The sequence below is a fragment of the Spongiimicrobium salis genome, from assembly GCF_043678055.1.
Lineage (GTDB): Bacteria > Bacteroidota > Bacteroidia > Flavobacteriales > Flavobacteriaceae > Spongiimicrobium > Spongiimicrobium salis.
Map to the genome: position 1 here is coordinate 469739 of NZ_JBHEQA010000003.1, position 21370 is coordinate 491108.

Sequence of the window (21370 nt, forward strand, 5' to 3'; positions counted from 1 at the left end):
GAAAGACTCGAATAAACAATTTGGAACATCATACAGTTTAGTTTTATCTCTTTTTAGCTTTCCGCTTAGACGAAGTGTGCATTACCCATTCCATATACTGAGATAAATATGCCCTGTTAATTCTCATTTAACAATTCAATTCAGTCTTCATACCATGTCAAATCGAGCGCAGTCGAGATTCACCTTAAACCAATAAAGAGGATGGCGTAACACAAATGTATCCATGCTTAGCTAGAAAAACCGCGCCCTATTTTCCCTCCGATCAAGGCCATAGGGATATAGGCCAGTAAAATGTCGGCCACAGCGAACCATGTGGGGCCCGGCAGGATATAATTCACCCAAATTCCCCCTGCGAGGAATAGCATCCCAATAATCAGAGCATGTCGCATTTTATGGTTTGCAGCGATTCTTGCGGCAATAGCAGCTCCCACCAAGGTTCCCAAGGCATGGGCCAGAAAAGGAAAAATAAAATATTGGGCTTCGAGATTGGGCATCACAGCAGCCAAAGCGTCCATATCATTAGGGTCTACCCCTTCAATAGGCAAGAGGGTATGTCCTAATTTGACCAGCCCCAAATTTACGATACTCCCGCCCAGCCATCCGGCTACTACGGCAATTGTACTTCTTAGAATAGGATGCATTGTATTGGTTTTTTTGGTGGTTACAAAACAAGTTTTTTAAAGGTAGGTATTTTTTGATAAAGGCATCTCTTCCAATAACTTCCCTATCCTACAGGATACTGCATGTTTATTTTTTTTCTTACCCGATGGTTCTTTTCCACTCAGGATGTTGTACTGGAGACAACCAATGTCCACGGCGCAATCCCTGTAACATCGTTTGATAGTCTTGGTATTGTCCGCTTCCATATTCCCCATGGATCATATCAGCTGCGTTTCGTGTCGCCACTGGGGTCCTTTTTAAATACAAGGCATAATCTTGAACAATGGCCCCTTGTTGTTCCCTACTGTAATCCCTGAATAAACTGGCATTCACAATAATACCATAATTGTACTCGGAATTAATTGTTTGTCCCTGCCCTGCTGGTGTCGGGTTTGCATTTGTCCGATTTCGCCCCCATTGCAACTCTATCCAAGATAGAATGCCCTGTTTCTTTTCTTGCGCAATATGCATTAATTCATGCATCAAAACAGCTTGTCTCTTTTCGTGATTTGCCTGATCTGCCGCATCTGAAAAAGCATGATCACCGTGGATGGTATGTGCGACCGTAAAGGCCCCTCCCGGACCAGCTGCAGGTGCAGCAATGGCCGATTTTTCAAAAATGGATACATCGGAAAGGTTCATGCTGTCACCAAATATCTCCCGTGCAAGCGTTTTCTCCTCCGTCGTAAGACCACGAACTTTGCTGAGCGGCGTCCCCAGAAGGGTCGCCAAGAACCCCATGAGTTCCCTTAAATTCAGGACGTCACCAATTTTGGTCAGCAACCCCAATCCCCAATGTTTCATGGGCGACTGTTCTTGCATGAGTCCAGCACCTCCATGGGCATTCGTGGGGTTACATGCCAAGTATATGGCCCGTATCAAATCTATGGTAATGTGTTTTGCCAAATTGAGTATTCTTTTGGGCACACGAAAAGCAGCGCCTACTACCGTATTAAAGAGACTCACTCCTGATTTCTTTATCCAGCTCCATACCGATAATTGATGTACGTCCTGATCGCTTTCCCTTTGTTTCTCCAGAGGCTTTTGCATGGAAGCAAAAGGCAGCTGCATGGCCTTCGTGCCCATTACATCTGCTTCTTTTTCCAGGTTCATGTCATCATTGATGTTTAGCCTTCCTTTGAGCTGTATCCTTGGTTGTACTCGTCCTTGTTTCTGTTGTACCACGTGCCAAGCTTCATGAGGCAAATGTTGTTCCTGTCCCGGGCCTAAATGAATATCCGCACCTTGAGCATAGGCATGGGCTTGCAATTGTGCCGGTTTGGAAGAATTGTAGTGTACCTTCACATTGTCCATGGCATAGCCAGAGAGCTGTTCAATACCTGACTTCAACTGATCGGGTAATCCTGTGGTATTCTTTTTCCTTTGGATATGTCGGAATGCCTTCTTGCTATTGTCCTGTATCATTTCCTGTAACTGGACCGTTTGTATAGCTTCCGCCCGCTTATCTTTAAATTGAAAATCGGCTGTACTTCTCTGTGTTGCTTGACTTAGAATATCAGAAGTGGTCTGCACGTTTTCCTTTATCCTTCGTTTTCTCATCTATCTGTGTTTTTTAAGCTTCCAAAATTTCCAAGGTATATTCTTTTCCTGGTATTTTTCCCTTTTTTGGAATATCTACCTGTATATCTTTAACATCAATTATCTTGGCTCTCATACCCGGTGCCACCACGATTTCTTTTTCTCCTGTAAAATATTTTTCGACCGGTACAAGTGTCTTGCCCTTCCCTTTAAAATTCAATACCGCCAACTTGGTCACCTCTCCAAATAAATCGTCTCCAATATCACTTTTCATGCTTTCAATGCCGTATCCCGTGGCATGCATGCTGGTAAAGGCTGGAAAATCCAGAACGCCGTCTTTTTTCAAGTCCCCCATCCATTCGGCCTGTAATTCTACCCTTTGATTATCAATATCCTGTAAAACCCCATGCTTTGCCAAGGAATCATGGAGTGCTTTCACGGTGCTTTCAATTAAGGCCATCACTTTCTTATCTATACCAGCAGGTAGTTTTTTACGTAAAAAATTATTGATGGGTTTATAGAAATAGGTAGTATACAGACTCTTGGCCAAAACACCGATATCTTTCCCTTTGCAGATTTCTACACAATACTCCAATTGCCCTTCCGGCGTCATATTATAATGGGTATCATGAGGCATCAGCGCTTGTAGTTCCGTAGGAAGGGTTTCTACCAATGCTACCACTTCCTTAATCAATTGCAGCAATTCTTTTTTCTCCTCAAAATCCGTGGGAGCCAATGCTGATTTATGATCAGGGTCTAGCTCGCTCCAGGGATCGGCAGGTCGGGCAGCATCAATATCCCAGTCTGTTTCTCCATCCGTATGCTTGTGAGGCATTGTAACTATCTTAAAATTGGTACTGTTCACCTCATCTTTTGAAAATTCTTTATCCCCGATCTTAAGAATTCCTGTGGTTTTATCCCATTGGTTTATCACACCTTCAATAGTATTCCATTTGGAAGCTTCTTTTAGCATGACCACAATTTGTCTTCCTATTTGTTTGGCAGTTAATAAATCAAAGTCTTTGGGCATGCGTTGTGCAATCCGATATCCCCCTCCGCCAAGCTTTATGCCACCTTTTAGCGGTAACGCGCTATTACTTTCCCCTTTTTGCCAGGCCTTCGCGCCCATCACATCTGCCTCCTTTTCCAAACCGGCATCATCGTTAATCTGTATTTTTCCTTTTAACTGCCTGGTGGGGCGTACCCGTCCTTGTTTCTGCTGTACCACATGCCAAGCTTCGTGGGGCAGATGCTTTTCTTGTCCGGCACCCAAATGGATATCCGTACCTTGAGCATAGGCATGGGCCTGCAATTGTGCAGGTTTGGAAGAATTGTAGTGAACCTTCACATCATCCATGGTATATCCCGAAAGATTTTCAATACCCGATTTCAAGGCATCGGGCAGGCCAGTGCTATTCTTTTTCTTTTGGATAGGTTGGAATGTCTTGGCGTTACTCTCCTCCATAATGCCCTGTAGCTGTACTGTTTGCAATGCTTCTGGACGATTGTCCATAAATTGAAAATGCGCCCTATCCCACTGTTGCTTTTGGCCTGCAGTACCCATTGACCTCTTTTTGGCATATATGACGTTCATTTCTTTATTTTTTTATTTTCAGGTTTTATTCCATCCTATCTTAAATCCATAATTTTGAGGTATTATGGTATTTAAAATTTTGTCTCTCAAATTCATCCCCAAGTAGCCTTTCCTTTGGAATCCAATCGATAAATCACTTCAGAATATCCTTCGTAGGGTATTACCTGGCTTACTCCTTTTGTCTTAAGTACGGTCTTAATCTCCTTCATGGCATTTTTTGCTCTTTTCTCAATTTCCCCACTTTCATCAGAACGTACCAATATCGCAAAGAGTTGCCCTTGCCCAGCCACTAGATCAACCAATTCTTCTACGAGCCCCTTTCCTTTTGCATTTATCTTACCATCTTTTTCAATGCAAACAGGCGTCAAAAAATGTGCTCCTGATACCGCTTGTGTATATGCATCTTCATCGATTCTATTCACATATATCCCGATGCAATCCAACAAGCCACTTATTTTCATATTTTCCGTATCCTTCTCAGGCCTAAACATCACCTGAGGCTTTTCCCCTGCTTCACGAATTTTTCCGCCCTTTATTTCCTCTACCAAGGCAGATGCCGTCACCGTATACCTTCCATCTTCTTCTGTTATGAAAAAATCCCGGGGATCCTTTAAAGCTTCTGTGAGATTTCGTGCGGGATGTGGTATATCATCATAAAGAATTTGCTTTACCATTTTTTCCGTTTTCTTTTCCCCGTGCTTCTTTAAGAAAGCCTCTTCGGTTCCGGGCCCCCATGTTTCCCCTTTGAATTTAATAATGCGCTGAATAATAGGGGTTGATGATAAAGGTGATACCAATCTAAGGCTATTATCAATTTCTTTTAACTGCAACGCCTTAGCTCCCATCACATCCGCTTCTTTTTCCAGGCTTGCATCATCGTTGATATTTATTTTACCCTTCATTTGTAGTGTTGGTTTTACCCTGCCTTGTTTCTGTTGTACCACATGCCATGCTTCATGGGGCAGATGCTTTTCTTGTCCGGCCCCCAAATGGATATCCGTGCCTTGGGCATAGGCATGGGCCTGCAATTGTGCTGGTTTGGAAGAATTGTAATGTACTTTCACATCATCCATGGTATATCCCGAAAGATTTTCTATACCTGACTTCAATTGGTCCGGTAAGCCTGTTGTATTTTTTTTCTTTTGGATGGGTTGGAATACCCTCGCACTACTGTGCTCCATCATGCCTTGCAGCTGTACTGTTTGCAGTGCTTCTGGACGATGGTCTTCAAATTGAAAGGAACCCGCGTTTTCTTGCGCTTGGGAAACAGCATCTTGGGCGGGTTGCTTATTTTTTGATTTGTTGACGTGGGTATGCATCGCTAATATTTGTCAGCCCAGCTTTTCGACCACACTCAAGATAAACTTCGGTCGAGAGCCCTGAATACGTTACACTTCTTTTTCTAAAACTGAGGGGGAATGTTCTAAAGATAGTAAAGTCCTTTGTAGGAAACAACTTTCTTGTTGATGGTTGGTGAGTTTTTGAGTTCGGAGTTCGGAGTTCAGAGTTCAGAGTTCAGAGTTCAGAGTTTAAAAATCAATAATTAAAGGGTAGTGCAAATAGCATGTTTATAATATGCAATAGAAACGAAGTGGTTTGATGATGCATTAATAGTAACAAAGTTGTAAGTTTTGAGGGATTAATTTGTGTCAGCTCGAGCGCAGTCGAGAGTTCGGAGTTTAAAAATCGATACTTAAGAGGTAGTTCTAAAATAGGCGTAGATCCCATTCTTTAATTTTCTTCTCCAGGCCATAGGAAACCTCAATGACTATTCCCGATTTTTCCCTATTGTAATGTTCGGAACCCACAAAGTTTTTATGGGCTTCTAAAAATTTAATATAACTGCCATAATCCAACTTCGTATCAAATCGTACAAGAACAATATCGTTGGTATTGAGAAGGGTAACCAACATCTTCATATCCTTAATTTCATAGGCCTTATCTCGGTACACAAACTTGTTTTCTGGCAGGAGAGTAATATGCGCTAGGCTATATTTATCCAATACTTCCCGTATATACGCCTTATTCCCCTGATATAGAGCTTTGCTAAAATTATTGTGCAGATCCATCTCTGAGGTTTCCTCGCTAGTTCCAAACCCATCGGGCAAACGAATCTTTTTCAGAAAAAACGAATTTTTTTTTGATTTCGTTCCTGTATTCTTTCTGGTGACCAGCTATCTTTTATTGTTCCATATACTTTACTGCCTATATATACAGGCTCCCTATCTCCTTTTAGTTCGTATACAAAAAATTTCTTAGGCGTTCGGGACAGCTCTTCCTTGATCCTATCCACAACAGCATATTGTGCTCGATGGTCCATGTAAAACACCATTCGCGAGGAAAACATGGACAAGGCTCCGTTATGCATATCCCGATCCATAATGTAGGGCACTATTGCATTCCAAAAATGCATTCTTGTATTGTTTATGAATAGCTCGTGATTTTCTGTGAGATACAGGACGATATCCTTTTGATTCTCTTTGGCAAACCATTTGGTGTTTGCTACAGTATTCGCCTTGGGCAGTACTATGCCACTCTTATCCTGCGAATACTGCCGTGCCGGATATAACAGCATTACAATGACCATCCATAGGATCTTTCTAGGTATTCCCTCCATAGGCTATATCTCCGAAAACTTTAGTGATATCCGTGTACTTTATTGACTTTGCAAGATAATATACAACTAATAATGTTCCTGAAAAGTCATTTTATGACATCGAAGTTGCAAACTTCGGTGAGCGAGGTTTGAGAGTGCTAAACAATTGTGTAGTTATGTTGGTATTACCCCAACCATTAGAGAGTCTGGAAGTAGTATAAGAGGACGCAGTAGGATCAGTAAAGTAGGCAATAGAAAGCTTCGGAATTTATTGTTTTTATTTGCTTTTTCGGCTTGTAAACACAACAAAGCATGTAAAGAACTATATGATCGGATTGTAGCCAAAGGAAAGAGTAAAAAGCTGGCACTGATAGCAGTAGCAAACAAACTATTAAAACAAGCCTTTGCAATTGCTAAAAGTGGATTACCTTATGATGAGAATTTTGTTTCAAGATTAGCCCAAAAAAGCTTGTTTTTTAACTCAGTTCTTTGTTGGCAAACGTTATTTTATATTTATGACATAATGATATACTTCCGTTAATGAATTGTTTCTTTCATGTTGAGAAACTAATATTTTTACATTTGAGTTATTACTTATCTCTTTCACAGTATGAGAAATTATTTTTGCTTTTGGATTATATAATTCATGAGTTGATAAGTTTTCAATGTACTCTTGATAACTATTCCAAAGTTGATTAAAATTATCTGCCCTCGAATAAATCATCATAAAGTTTCTATCCAAACCATTAGTGTCATAATCAACCAACAATTTATTTAGATGTTCTATAACAGTTTTGTTTTGTAATGAAAAAGAACTCAAATTCATAGCCTCAAGTATTGATATTGGTTGGTTTCTACTATTTCTAATCATAATATCCAATTCGCCACTATATTTTTTTGAACGACCACTTCTTGTTTGGTCCGAAACACTATATCCTATTGCTCTTAGTTGGTCAGTAAAGTTATCAGTAACTAAATCTTCAAATCTATAGCTATACTTCCTTTCTAACACTCTTGAAGAAATCTCTATTAAATGTAAGATCAAACTTTCTTTATTGTAATTATGGTCTACATTTGAATCTTTATATTCTATGTCATATGGACCGATTAAGTTTTGAAGATTTACATTTAACAAACTGTCTTGACACCTAACATCTTTTAATTTATGTTTTCTTGCTTTTTCAAGATAACTAAACTCAAACATAAATGGTGTGTCTGTTTTTGAACAATTTTCGCAATTACATTGAATTTTTGTCGAATGATATGGATTATTTAAAGTTAAATTAATTATATCAAGTTCTCTTTTAAGAATACCTAAAAGAACAGCTTTAGAATCACCTGAAACAGTCATTTTAATAGTTCTAGTATATTTATTACCAGTAATTAACCCTATTGAATCATTGTGTTTTATGTAAATTCCATTTTTCCAATAAAAATCTTCAAGTAATGAGTCTTTTAGCCTAACAATTAATCTTGGTATTATACCGGCAGGCATAAAATCATAAACATAAGACATACTTAAAGGTTCATTAAATGGAATTTCAATTTCCCTATGCAAGTTTGGTTTCAATAATTCTGGAATGATATATTCACTATTGTTAATTTCAAAACATAACTCAAATTTTTTCATTAACTCAATTATGTAGGTTTGTTCAATTGAGTTAAATGTAGTTAGTTTCTTTTCAACAAGATTCAGTTTAAACTTCCCTAGGCCATTAATTATTTCTTTCAAGTCTAAAATCTTATAAACAGAATTGGTAACCCAGTCAGGTTTCAAAAAGACTATATGCTTAAGAATAAAATTGTCGTAAAAATGAAGAAACACACCTAAATCATGAAAGTACCTACTAAGGTGTTGAGAATCAGTTTTACTTAAACCGTGATTATTACAGATTTCTACATATTTATTATAATCAATATAATTATTATCTAATTTTTCAAGTTCATTTCTTACTTGACTCCAGACTTCTGGTAGTTTATCTCCAATATGTGGAAGGTTTACTATATTTTGTTTGATTGTATTTGTTAAAGACTCAATATTTTCACCAGATTTTGCACTTACTTTAATGAATGAAATAATATTAGGGAATTTTTCTCGTAATGAAATCTCATCTATTTCTTTTGTTCTTTCATCTATCTTGTTCAGGACAACAACAACAGGTGAGGAATTACTTAATATTTGAATAATATTTAACCAATAATCAAATGAAATTGAATCTTCATCTTTTCGAGCTTCCCAAACAAATAAATAGATTGACCTTTTGGTTAGAAAAAATTGATGAGTTGAGTGATAAATTTCCTGTCCTCCAAAATCCCATGCATTTAATTTGATTAAGCCTTGTTCAACATCCTCAATTGGTAAATTCCATTTTAAAATATCTATACCTTCAGTTGTCGTTGTTTCAGGAGAATCTCCTTTTATTAGTTTATTTATTAAATACGTTTTCCCGACACCTCCATGACCAACTATTAATAACTTAGCTTCATTTAATCTTACCGAAGCTCCATAATGAAGGTAATAATTCAATATAGCTTTTAAACCTTGGTTTGAAATCTCAATAGGTGGCTGACCAATTGGGTTACCATTAATTGAAAGCTTATTGAGTTTTATTAAATTTTTGAATGATTTTGGAAGTGTCGCAATATTGTTTCCTATTAAATTTAATTCCCTTAATTCAGTTAACTCACCAATTTCTTCGGGTAATTCAGTGATATTATTATAACTAAGGTCTAAAGTTTTAAGTGATTTTAAGTTTTTAATAGATTCAGGAAGGTCATGAATACTGTTAGACGATAGATTGATAATTTTTATTTGTTCTAATATTAGTGATTTAGGGAATTTCTCTATATTATTGTCCGATAGATTTATATCCAATAGATTATTAAAATTTGAATAATCTATTCTCATTTTACCAATGTTATTATTAGATAAATCTATTTTTTCTATAGAATCAGATAGAGATTGTATTCCAATTAAATCAGTTACTCTATTTCCTTTAAAATTCAAATATTTTAAATTCGCACAATTTTTTAAAATTTCAGGGAACAGTATGAATTTGTTATTACTTAAGTTTAAACTTTCCAATTTTGTAAAGTTTTTAAAAAAATCTGGCAATTCTGTAAGTCGATTATTATAGAGATTCAAAAACTTAAGCCTTTCAAATTTTTCAAGGTCAAATGGAAGTGTTCTTAGTTTTCCATTTTCCAATCTTAATTCTTTAACTTTATTTGGATTTTTTTGGTTTAGTTTTCTTAATAAATCAGGTTTCATTTATTTTTTATTTCTTTAGTAATCTCTAATGTTTGCCAACGGTCTCGGCTATGAGTAGTTGCGTGGGTTAGTATTTAACTTCGTAAGTACACACCAAACTGAAAATTCGCGAGGATTTTCAAAAGTAGGCAAGAACAAGCAATTACTTATTGCCATTGTTGCGGTGCGTTTTTATTTCATATATTTTGACAAATTCTCAAAAAAAGAAGATGTTTGTCTTAAAATTTCGAGGTCAGTTTCAGAAATTCCATCAGGATGAAAATGCATAACATCATTTCGAATTCTTCTTATTTCATCTAATCGTTTGATGAATGTCGAACGGTCAATATTTAAGTTCATTACCTCCCAATTTTCGGGATTTTCCATAAGTCTTATGTATTCTCCAAATGTTAAATCCGAAATTGATTCTACTTTTCTTGATGATTCGTCTTCTACACTAATTTCTTTTAGTTTTTCTTCTGAAAATTTTCCATTAAGTAATTTTCGGATGTGATTTTCAATTTGTTCTAAAATCAAAAAAGGTTCTGAAATAGTTATAAACTGCTCGCTAATGTCAGTTGATGTTACAAGTCCACAGATACAGTTTTTTTCGTCTCTGACTAGAACAACTTCTTTGTTTATTATAATTTTAACTGCATCAAAAATTGACATTTCGTGAGTGATTTCGGTCACATCTTTTTTCATAAAATCACGCACTAAAGTCTTGTCTCCTCCGTGTATTAAATTATTTCCGATTGTTTCCCAAGTAATTATTCCATCAACTTTATAATCGGTACTCATGACAGGCAGTTGCGAATAATCGTGCATTAACATTAATGTGGTTGCTTCTTGAAGAGTACAATCCATATGAACCTTTACAGGCTTTCTATTTGCAGAAGGTAAGAGCCTTACTCTTGAAACTGGGTCATATTCATTGATTTCTTTTTCAATTTCAGAAGTTTCTTGCTTCTTTGAAGTTTTTGGTCTTTTCTTTAATGAAACTTGAGTGTCCATATAAACACTTAAAAAATCGGGTGACGTGAATAAATCATTTTGTTGAAAAAAATGCTTCATTCTCATTACATTATACTTTGTTCTTTTTTCAAACCCAAAGCTGTAAAGAAGTTGACGAGGCGAAATTTTTATTCCTTCGCTTTTGTCAACTTGATTAATTTTCTCTAATAGTTCTTTTTTTGTCATATGTTTTTCTCAAATGCACCACAACTCATTATATAACCCCTTTTATACTTTTTTATCCATCCAGAATACCGGCTACCATCCCTTTTAATATTATCATATCCCAAAACACACCTTATACCACATCACCCCTCCCTCTCCTATTAACACCATCCGAATATAACCGATTTACCGCAAAACTAGAACGTCTTTTCTTACCATTGATACAGAATTCCGTACAATTCACACAACTTTACTCCAGAACAGCGAAAACAGGAGGTGTTTACGTCTTCCAATTGTGGCACTAATCCGAACAGCTAAAGGACTGTGTATAGGTACCACTGCTCCTAGAGGATTCCCGACGAAAGAAGGACTCTTCCCGATAATTGTCCTGCCAAGAGTAGACCCCTGTATTGTTTTTGGAATTGAAACGTTTGGAAGTCACTTTTTTGGTGACGGATTTGGCCTCATCAGTACCGGTCCATTCCATTCCTGTTGAAGAATTTGCATAGAAATACAGCACCTTATTTTGGGTCTTTACATTGGTTTCTGTAGTGGAATAAGGCTCCACCGTCCACCAGCCGGAGGTGATCCAATCTTCATTATCGTCTTGATAATTGATGGCCACATAGATTTTTTCGGAACAGCTGTTTTTTAAACTCACATTGAGGTACTCTTTGGTTTCGTCACAAGAAAAGGATTGGGTATAGGTACCACTGGAGGTTGAAGATTCCCTGTGAAAGAATTTTTCTTCCCGATAGTTGTCGTCCCAGGAATAAACGCCGCTATTGTTTTTGGAATCGAATTTTTCGGAAGTTACTTTTTTGGTCACGGATTCGGAATCTTCCTCCCCGGTCCATTCTTTCCCCTCAGAGGAATTGGCATAAAAATAAAGATGGGGGTTTTGGGTCTTTACATTGGTCACTTTAGTGGAATACGGTTCTACGGTCCACCAGCCCGAGGTCATCCAGTCGTCATTGTCGTCCTGATAATTGATGGCCACAAATATTTTTTCGGAACAGTCGTTTTTAAGGGTCACCCCTAAATACTCCGTATAGTTGGTGGTATTGGGTGGTGGGGATATGGTCCGGCTCGGACTAGAACTCGGTGGCGGTGGCGGCGGTTTGCTCACGACTTCTTTTCGCACCGCCTGCCGCACCGAACTAAAAAAGACTTGTCGTACTACAAAGCCTACCAAGATCAACGAGAGGACAATAGCCAACCAAAGCAGCTTGCCTATAAAATAGCCCACGGCACCTCCGATCAAGGCCACGACAATGGCCACCCCAATATCATTGGTATCCGAATAACACCATAGTCCGCCCCCAATGGCTCCTACCCAGCCAAAAAAGGAGGCAAATTGTTCTTGTTTTGAGCTACTCATAAGGTCGATTTTTGGTTGATCACCACATTTCGCCAAGGCTTCCATACGGTGTTTCTTCCCAAAAGTACGGGCTTCCCCTTTGATTTTTTTACGGGATTCCATAACACCAAGCGAGAAGCGAAAGCTTCCCAAAAATTCCCCCAAACGCATTGCTATGTAAATTCTTGTTTTTGAAGAAAACAAAATGGCCTATGACCTAAAGGGAAAGCAATTAGGAACTGGATGGTTTTTGAAACATCTCCCTCATTACTACCCTTGTATGAATATCCATATGAACGCTGTTTTAGGAAGATGGATTAAATTGAATCTATTAGACCTTCCATATTCTTAATGGATTGTCGTAAAAGCAATGGGGTTATGATGTCCTTAGAACTTTTTGCTTCAATGGCCTTATTTACAAAGAATCTCATCTTATTAAGTTTTCTGGAAAATGCAATAATGATTTGTCTGCGATCTTCGTTAATTACACGAACATCACTAAACCGGTATTCTTCATTTGCTATCGCCACCTGACCATTTCTAAATACGATCAATTGTGCCGAAAAGACACTGTCTTTGAACAAAATTGTATCGCACTGAAAGATGGCCTTATCTTCATTAATTTCAATGAGTTCCATCGGTCTTACCTCAAGCGTCTCTTTGTCCGATTCCAAGGTTAAATAATGCTTGGAAACGTTATCCAGGATGACAAAATGCCCGTGCCGGCCACTGACCACGGAGAAAAAGAATCGGATATATTTGCGACACATTCCTTCATTAAAAATGATATCGTGCGCCAAACTATAGATAGCTTGATTACTTCCATCCAACTGTAGTTTGTTTTTAGCATCTGAAATGTAATAGGAAGGAGCACTTTGTCCATCCGTATATGATTCGATCAAATAATTGTTTTGATAGAAAGGAAGATCATATACTTTCTCCGTTTTGGAATACGACTTTTTCGCGTCCATTAATTCACATTCAATGTCCACATAGCGTTTCAAATTAACAGTACTTGCTGCAACAATAAAGTCTTGCAGGAGATCGATCTCAAACTGAAAATTGGGGTAAACACTATCTACGTTTAATTTTTTAAGGAAACTCGTAGCGAGGTTTCTGTTTTTTTCCGGGATTTCCGACTCATACCTGAATCCACTTTTTTCAAACTCTAGTTTTTCATTTTCCAGGACCACAACTCCACTAGGGTCAATTACAATTTCACAGGAGAAAACCGAATTTTTGAAAACCAGAAAACCGCACTTCAACCTAATATGTTCATCTGGAGAATCAACAATTTGAAGCGGTTTTAATTCCTGCATCAATTCCATAGGGAGCTCCTTTCCATAATAATTGGAACTCCAGTATAAATCTTCTTCTTCTTCCAAAAGAATAAAACGACCATGCCGTCCTGAGGTGAAATCAAAAAACAGTCGAACATACAGAGCCGCATGTTCTTTTGATAATTTAAAATGCGTTTTGGACAGGTTATAGAATGCGGCATTGGTCCCATCTGGGAAATAGCAGTTCTCGTCTTTAATAATACAAAATGTAGAAAAATTGGTATACTTTATTTTAATCAGAAAAGCATTTTCACCCCAGAAAGGGAGATAGAACATCAATACGTCCCTACATTCTTCGGTATCTATCCCAATAATAATCTTCGATAAAATGGCATAGGCGTTAGCATAATTATCGCCCTTGGGGTCGGCCTGCTCCAATCCCCTTGTTCGAACATTGAATTCCGAAAATGATCGGATTTCCTTAATTCTCTTTTCAAGGGGGAAATCCATGTTTTCATTATTAGAGGCCGCAAAATCCAACAGTGGCAATAGGCTATAATGATGTGATCCATACAAGTGTTCTGTATAGGTAATATAATTACGCAAGGCCGTGCTTCTTCCATGCGCTATACCCTGTATGTACTTAAGAACAAAATCATATATTCTACTATTTTCCGATCTTTCGAATAGAAAATAATTCAACAACCTCACATTATTGCTAAAGTCTTCTTTCTTAAAGAAACTTTCAATGCCCTCCGTACTGATTTTATGTTTTAAAATATCAAACTCAACGCTGCGTTTAAAGGGATGGGCGCCAAGTTTGTTTGCATTAAAAATGTCTACAGCCTCTAAGCAATCTTGAATTCCACCTACATCCCCTGCCTTTAATTTGGACGACCCTACACAGCTTAAGGCCACAGCATAATTTTTTGATCTCGTAGCCTTGTTATCTTTCTCCAAGGACTTAATGTGTGCGTCCAAAGCAGTTTCATATAACTTAACGGAAGAAAAATAATTCCCTAATCTATTGTAATATACCCCTTCCTCACTTTCGGCATTCTCCTCAGATTGATCTACTTCGCACAACTGTTTATAGATTGATGAAATTGCCAATCCTTTTTTCCCAATAATGGAATACAAATCGGACAATACCAAATCGAAATTACATTTGGATTTATGATCCAAAATATAATTCAAGGCATTTCTGTATTGCCCATCATCAATTAAAGCTTCGGCATAATTACTCATGATTATAGGCAAATTATCCTGAACAACGCCTTCCAATTGCTTTTCCCCTTCCATTTTTTCAAGATTTACAATCCTTGAAAAATGTTCTCGATAAATACTTAAAACGGCTTTAAAGTCCCTGTACAAAGATGAAATATGCAATTGAAAATAATTAAGGACCAGGCTTTCTTTTTGACCCTTTGAAAAACTTTTCAGAAGGATATCACAAAAATCCATGACCATCTGAAGATTTAAGGATTTCTCTACCAATTCTGAATGGAAAAGAGTGCTTACAAAGTTAAAGGCTGCATATGTATCACTATTATTCCAATGATAAAACAATTCTTTTGCCTGTGTTTCAAATTCTTCGCTAAACAGCTTCTTGTCGAGGGATTCATCTACACCTATACGATAGAAATCGGCCATAGCCAAATGTACTTCATGATAATCGTCCATATCTGCCCGCGAAAAATCATCCAATAAATGATTCCTCAAAAGACTGTGAATCACATATTCCTCATTATGGGACTGAAATTCAAAATAGGATTCAGATACAATAGACTCAAAATTCAATGTTCTTTCAAAGAAACCTTCTTTCCTTAAATGCTTAAATACCTCCTTTGAAAAGCTTCTTGGAACAGCTACATAACGTAATCTTCGCTCGGCTTCCTCTCCAATATGTTTTACAAACCGGATATGAATTTCTTTTGGATTGTTTCCGAAGAAATCCATCCGAATAGGTTTGCCTTCATTTTTCAGATCCTCATAGATTTTCACTTGCAAATCCAAATAATACGGGAGCCCTTCACTAGAGGTAATGATTTTATCCCGAATCTGATGTTCCGGTATTGGGATTTGTTTTAAAAACAGATTACAGTCTTCTATAGACAAACGTTTTAAGGGCTCCTGGTTGATTAGACTGTCGTATCTTTCATCCAATTCCGCCCATTTTAATTGATCTCTTCCGAAAAGCGTAAAAAGCACTTTTCCTTCAATAGCTTCAAATAAATCTCTAAACCAACAATCGATATCTATGGCCCCTGTTCCCTGGCGATTATTTTTGTCTTGCCATAATTGTTCATAGGTGTCGAACAAAATAACGACTCGGGTATCTGCATATTTCTCGTTGGCCAATATACGATTTAGATCATGGGCAAAAGCATGCGGCAACATCTCTTCCAAGGCCGTAATATCTAAATTGTCAAAATCAAGGCCATTAAGGAATTCCTGGGATTTTTTCAAACGCTTTTCATAATAGCCTTGTCCCAACCCCTTAACTCTGTTGAAAATAACTCGTAATCCCGGAATTTCTGAGAGACATTCGTTGGTGATATCCACTACATTGTTGGCCACTTCACTTTCAAAGCGATACATATAGTTGTATTTCGATTTTACATATTCCGAATTGCTAATAAGCGTCTTGTACTTAAGGAACACTAGATCAAAAGCGATGAATTTCTTTTTTAGCTTTTTCCCCAATTCTTGTCTCGTATTTTCCAATATTTCGGGCATTTCTCGATGCTCCTTAAAATTAAAATCTGTTAAAGAATACAGTAAACCTTCTCTTTTTTCAATTATGGCACTTATAAATTCCCTACACATAGCCGACTTACCCTGACCTCCTGCCCCATGAAGAAAAAAGAGTTCTTTCTCTTCGCCATTCACCAACTTATCTAAAGCAATTTGGAATATTTCTTTATATTTTTTTCGTCCTGTAAATACTTTATTCGCTTCAAATTTTTTCTGCATAGGATCAAAAATTTAGTTTCTCAATGGCATTAGTTTTTATAGGTATTCGCCTTCTGCACAACCTTTTTAGGAAAAAGCAAGATTTCTCTATTCTTTTCCCATAACTAATGGTTGACATACAAGTTAGTCATAATTCCATAGTACTTTAATTCGCTTCCACATCTATTCTGTCTACACGCTGGGACTGCATCCATGATTTGCTAATGTAACGTACAAATTTTTATCCATTTTACGGAATCCCATAATTCCAGAACTACAGCTTCCCAAAAATTCCCCTCCGCCATCTCATTGCAAATTCCTATTTTTGAACAAAATAAAATGGCCATGTTAATTATAGGGATAGCAGGAGGAACAGGTTGTGGAAAAACCACCGTGGTGAACCAGATCATCAATGAATTACCACACGATGAAGTGGGGGTAATTTCACAGGATTCCTACTATAATGACCTTAGTCATTTGTCGTATGAAGAACGCTCCAACATCAACTTTGACCATCCCAGGGCCATTGATTTTCAATTGCTGACCCAACACTTGGAGGAATTGAAACAGGGAAAGGCCATTGATCAACCGGTTTATTCCTTTTCTACCCACAACCGCACTACCGATACGGTGCGTACCCATCCCAAAAAGGTGATGATCGTAGAAGGAATCCTGATCCTGACCAATCCGGAGATCCGAGAAATGTTCGATATCAAGATTTTTGTGCATACGGATTCCGATGAGCGACTGATCCGTCGTTTAAAACGGGACATCAGTGAACGGGGGCGCGACCTGGACGAGGTACTCAACCGTTATCAGAATACCCTAAAACCCATGCACAATCAGTTTATTGAACCTACCAAAGAATACGCAGATATCATTATCCCCAACAATACCTACAATACCGTAGCCGTTGATATAGTACGAACGATCATCAACGAAAAATTGGCCTAGGCCCTAGGGAACAACTATGAATTGGAAAGACCTTAAAAATAAAAGATGGATGGCAGTCGCGGCTATATTTACTAGTACGTATGTACTGGTATTGACCGCTTTTGTAATTTGGATGATTTTTTTTGACACCAATTCGCTTCGCATTCATATGGAATTGGAAAAGGAAATTGATAGACTTGAAAAACAGAAGGATTTCCTCACTAATGAGATAAAAAAAGACAAAAAAATTATTGAAAAATTATCCGATCAAAAGGAATTGGAGAAATTTGCACGAGAACAGTACTACTTAAAGAAAAAGAACGAAGAAATATACCTGATCGAATATCAGGACAGTTTAAAAACGAAGGAGCATGAGCAGTAGTTTTTTATTTGAAGAATTCCCAAAAGTCTCCCCCAAAGCCTGGAAGCAAAAAATTCAGGTGGATCTAAAAGGGGCAGACTATAATGACACTTTGGTTTGGGAATCCCCGGAGGGCATCAAGGTAAAACCCTTTTATACGGAAGAAGATCGAAAAGCGACTCCCCTTGGACCTTTGGTTCCCGAAAACCCCTGGAAAATTGGACAGGCGATTCATGCGGCCAATGCCACCATGGCCAATGAAAAAGCCCTGGATGCCCTATCCCGCGGAGCGGAAAGTTTGGTGTTTACAGTTCCTTCGGAAACGATCAATAGCTTGCAATTGTTGAAGGGTATTGACCTCACTCGGGTATCCGTGCATTTAAAGCTTCAGTTTTTATCCTCGGCCTATGTCGATCAGCTCTTAAAAGCAATTGACAATCCCCAAGCGCTTCTTTATATTCATACGGATATCCTTGGCCATCTTACCGGAGAAGGAAACTGGCATACCAATGCGAAAGAAGATCATGAGGCCCTCGATAAGATCCTGGCATTGGACACGGCTGTTCCTTTGCTTGGCGTGGATATGGCACGCTATCAGAATGCCGGCGCCACTATGGTACAGCAATTGGCCTACGCCCTTGCCCATGCCAATGAATACTTGAATCATGTGGAAGATGCTTCCGGCATACAACCGACCTTTACCGTGGCCGTGGGCACTAATTATTTCTTTGAAATTGCCAAGCTGCGTGCCCTACGCATGCTCTGGAAAAGCTTGGCCGCAGCATATCAAAACACACACTCCTGCCATATTCTGGCCTTGCCCACAAAACGCAATAAGACCTTGTACGATTATAATGTAAATATGCTGCGCACCACTACGGAATGCATGGCAGCGGTATTGGGCGGAGCGGACACGGTCTGCAACCTGCCCTATGATGCCATTTATCACAAGGACAACGCATTTGGGGAACGCATGGCCCGAAATCAATTATTGATCCTAAAAGAAGAGAGTTATTTTGACAAAGTCCACAATCCTGCCGATGGGGCTTATTATATAGAATCCTTAACGCAACAATTGGCTGAAAAAGCATTGGGGCTCTTTAAGGATATTGAAAAGCAAGGCGGCTTTTTAAAACAACTCAAAACCCATCAGATCCAGAAAAAAATCCAGGAAAGTGCGCAAAAGGAACTGCAAAATTTCGAAGCTGGGAAAGAGGTATTATTGGGAACCAATCTCTATCCCAATACAGAAGACCGCATGAATGGAGCATTGGAAATTTTTCCTTTTGTAAAAACCCGTCCACGAAAAACATGGATTCCTCCGATCATCGAAAAACGTTTGGCAGAAAAAGTGGAACAAGAACGACTAGAGCATGAGTAGAAAAGAACTACAACATATCACCTTAGCAGCTACTGCACATACCAATGCAGCAGCGCAGGAAAGCTTCACCACGGCAGAAGGTATTCCCGTAAAATCGGTTTATACTGCAGAAGACGAAGAAGGCTTGGAGCATTTGGAATTTGCTGCCGGACTCTCCCCTAACCTTCGTGGCCCCTATTCCACGATGTATGTACGCAGGCCTTGGACGATCCGACAATATGCCGGATTCTCTACTGCTGAAGAGAGTAATGCTTTTTACCGTAGAAATTTGGCGGCCGGACAAAAAGGATTGTCCATTGCTTTTGACCTTCCCACGCACCGCGGTTACGATAGTGATCATGAACGTGTGGTAGGCGATGTGGGAAAAGCAGGAGTGGCCATTGATTCTGTGGAGGATATGAAAATTTTGTTCGATGGGATTCCCTTGGATAAGATGTCGGTTTCCATGACTATGAACGGGGCTGTATTGCCCATTATGGCCTTCTATATTGCGGCAGCAGAGGAACAAGGTGTAGCTTTGGAACAATTGTCCGGTACTATTCAAAATGATATTCTAAAGGAATTTATGGTGCGGAATACCTATATCTACCCTCCTACGCCTTCCATGCAGATCATTGCGGATATTTTTGAGTATACCAGTAAATTCATGCCCAAATTCAACAGCATTAGTATTTCGGGCTATCATATGCAGGAAGCGGGGGCTACGGCCGATATTGAACTGGCCTATACCCTTGCAGACGGACTGGAATATATCAGAACGGGATTAAAATCGGGTTTGGATATCGATGTCTTTGCGCCTCGGCTCTCCTTTTTCTGGGCCATTGGCATGAATCATTTTATGGAAATCGCTAAAATGCGTGCAGGACGTATGCTTTGGGCCAAATTGGTAAAGCAGTTCGATCCCAAAAATGCAAAATCCCTGGCGCTACGTACCCATTGTCAGACCAGCGGTTGGAGCCTTACGGAACAAGATCCTTTTAACAATGTGGCCCGTACCACTATAGAAGCGGCTGCAGCGGCATTTGGGGGCACACAAAGTCTGCACACCAATGCCTTGGACGAAGCCATTGCCCTACCTACGGATTTCTCGGCACGAATTGCCCGGAATACACAGATATTCCTGCAACAGGAGACTAAAATTACGAAGACGGTAGATCCTTGGGCAGGAAGCTACTATGTGGAACAACTGACCCATGACATTGCGGAAAAAGCCTGGAAATTGATGCAAGAAGTAGAGGAATTGGGCGGTATGACCAAAGCCATTGAGGCGGGAATTCCAAAAATGCGCATTGAAGAGGCCGCAGCAAAAAAGCAAGCACGAATCGATAGCACTCAAGATGTTATTGTAGGTGTCAATAAATACCAATTGGAAGAGGAAGATGACCTCCATATTTTGGAAGTGGACAACCAGGAGGTACGTCGCCAACAATTGGAGCGTTTGGCACAGCTGAAGAAAGAACGGGATCCCCAAGCAGTAACTCAGGCCCTGGAAGCATTGACGGCCGCTGCCCAACGCAAAACCAAAGATGCCAATGACCCCAGTAATTTACTGGCCTTGGCCGTAGCAGCTGCAAAAAAAAGAGCTACCTTGGGAGAAATAAGTATGGCCATGGAAGTGGCTTTTGGACGATATAAAGCAAAAATTCAATCTTTTACCGGTGTGTATTCCAAAGAAATAAAGAATGACGAGAGCTTTGAAAAGGCTCGAAAAATGGCCGATGCTTTTGCAGAAACAGAAGGACGTCGTCCCCGAATCATGATTGCCAAAATGGGACAGGATGGCCATGACCGCGGGGCCAAAGTAGTGGCTACAGGCTATGCCGATCTTGGCTTTGATGTTGATATAGGCCCTTTGTTCCAAACCCCCGCAGAAGCCGCGAAACAGGCCGTAGAGAACGATGTGCATATTTTAGGAGTCTCTTCCCTAGCTGCCGGGCACAAAACCTTGGTACCCCAAGTCTTGGAAGAGCTGAAAAATTACGGACGGGAAGATATCATGGTCATTGTAGGCGGGGTGATTCCCAAACAGGATTATCAATACCTTTTTGATGCAGGTGCAGTGGCCGTTTTCGGTCCCGGCTCAAAAATCAGTGAGGCGGCTATTCAGATTTTGGATATTCTTTTGGATTAAGATTTTCCTTGTTATGGTTAGGGGTTATCTCTCGACTGCGCTCGAGAAGACAAAATAACTAACAATAGTATTCTTTAATACATTCAATTTCAAACTCAACTTCCAATTCAGATATAAATGTCAGGTCGAGCGCAGTCGAGACCTAAGATCA

The 21370-nt window shown here is 39.0% G+C and carries 14 protein-coding genes and 1 pseudogene; 5 read left to right on the forward strand and 10 right to left on the reverse strand.

Annotated elements, in window-relative coordinates:
- Positions 1–227 precede the first annotated feature (227 nt).
- From ACEXOE_RS16810 to ACEXOE_RS16835, 6 genes are all read right to left on the reverse strand, one after another.
- Positions 228–641 carry a hypothetical protein gene (locus ACEXOE_RS16810; RefSeq protein WP_394749993.1) on the reverse strand — a complete coding sequence of 138 codons (414 nt, stop codon included), beginning with the start codon at positions 639–641 and terminating at the stop codon, positions 228–230.
- A 118-nt stretch (positions 642–759) separates the two neighbouring features.
- Positions 760–2220, reverse strand: a complete 1461-nt coding sequence (locus ACEXOE_RS16815; RefSeq protein WP_394749994.1) for an eCIS core domain-containing protein — start codon at positions 2218–2220, stop codon at positions 760–762.
- A gap of 13 nt (positions 2221–2233) precedes the next feature.
- On the reverse strand, positions 2234–3793 hold the full coding sequence (locus ACEXOE_RS16820; RefSeq protein ID WP_394749995.1) for an eCIS core domain-containing protein: 1560 nt from the start codon (positions 3791–3793) through the stop codon (positions 2234–2236).
- Between the two features lie 92 nt (positions 3794–3885).
- Complete coding sequence (locus ACEXOE_RS16825; protein ID WP_394749996.1) at positions 3886–5112, reverse strand: eCIS core domain-containing protein; 1227 nt, start codon at positions 5110–5112, stop codon at positions 3886–3888.
- Between the two features lie 387 nt (positions 5113–5499).
- On the reverse strand, positions 5500–5901 hold the full coding sequence (locus ACEXOE_RS16830; RefSeq protein WP_394749997.1) for a hypothetical protein: 402 nt from the start codon (positions 5899–5901) through the stop codon (positions 5500–5502).
- A gap of 11 nt (positions 5902–5912) precedes the next feature.
- Positions 5913–6410: a hypothetical protein gene (locus tag ACEXOE_RS16835; RefSeq protein WP_394749998.1), complete on the reverse strand. Its 498-nt coding sequence runs from the start codon at positions 6408–6410 to the stop codon at positions 5913–5915.
- Positions 6411–6534: 124 nt separating this feature from the next.
- Here ACEXOE_RS16835 and ACEXOE_RS16840 point away from each other — a divergent pair.
- Positions 6535–6846: pseudogene (locus ACEXOE_RS16840) on the forward strand (transposase); the annotation flags it as partial.
- Positions 6847–6891: 45 nt separating this feature from the next.
- Here ACEXOE_RS16840 and ACEXOE_RS16845 read toward each other — a convergent pair.
- The 4 genes from ACEXOE_RS16845 to ACEXOE_RS16860 all read right to left on the reverse strand — a co-directional run bounded on the left by ACEXOE_RS16845 (position 6892) and on the right by ACEXOE_RS16860 (position 16434).
- The gene (locus tag ACEXOE_RS16845) at positions 6892–9660 is read right to left on the reverse strand and encodes a COR domain-containing protein (protein WP_394749999.1); all 2769 of its coding nucleotides are present in this window, start codon (positions 9658–9660) and stop codon (positions 6892–6894) included.
- 171 nt (positions 9661–9831) lie between these two features.
- Positions 9832–10839 carry a CBS domain-containing protein gene (locus ACEXOE_RS16850; protein WP_394750000.1) on the reverse strand — a complete coding sequence of 336 codons (1008 nt, stop codon included), beginning with the start codon at positions 10837–10839 and terminating at the stop codon, positions 9832–9834.
- 280 nt (positions 10840–11119) lie between these two features.
- On the reverse strand, positions 11120–12349 hold the full coding sequence (locus tag ACEXOE_RS16855; RefSeq protein WP_394750001.1) for a DUF1036 domain-containing protein: 1230 nt from the start codon (positions 12347–12349) through the stop codon (positions 11120–11122).
- Positions 12350–12495: 146 nt separating this feature from the next.
- The gene (locus tag ACEXOE_RS16860) at positions 12496–16434 is read right to left on the reverse strand and encodes a hypothetical protein (protein ID WP_394750002.1); all 3939 of its coding nucleotides are present in this window, start codon (positions 16432–16434) and stop codon (positions 12496–12498) included.
- 324 nt (positions 16435–16758) lie between these two features.
- On the opposite strand from ACEXOE_RS16860, the gene udk reads away from it, so the two are divergent.
- Genes udk through scpA form a run of 4 tightly spaced genes read left to right on the forward strand, consistent with a single transcriptional unit; the run spans position 16759 to position 21219 of the window.
- Complete coding sequence (gene udk, locus ACEXOE_RS16865; RefSeq protein WP_394750094.1) at positions 16759–17367, forward strand: uridine kinase; 609 nt, start codon at positions 16759–16761, stop codon at positions 17365–17367.
- Positions 17368–17383: 16 nt separating this feature from the next.
- Positions 17384–17728, forward strand: coding sequence for an FtsB family cell division protein (locus ACEXOE_RS16870; protein ID WP_394750003.1), 345 nt, complete (start codon positions 17384–17386; stop codon positions 17726–17728).
- Positions 17718–19088 (forward strand): methylmalonyl-CoA mutase subunit beta, encoded by a 1371-nt coding sequence (locus ACEXOE_RS16875; protein ID WP_394750004.1) that lies wholly within the window; start codon positions 17718–17720, stop codon positions 19086–19088. The genes ACEXOE_RS16870 and ACEXOE_RS16875 overlap by 11 nt, the downstream gene beginning before the upstream one ends.
- Complete coding sequence (gene scpA, locus ACEXOE_RS16880) at positions 19081–21219, forward strand: methylmalonyl-CoA mutase (RefSeq protein ID WP_394750005.1); 2139 nt, start codon at positions 19081–19083, stop codon at positions 21217–21219. The genes ACEXOE_RS16875 and scpA overlap by 8 nt, the downstream gene beginning before the upstream one ends.
- Positions 21220–21370 lie beyond the last annotated feature (151 nt).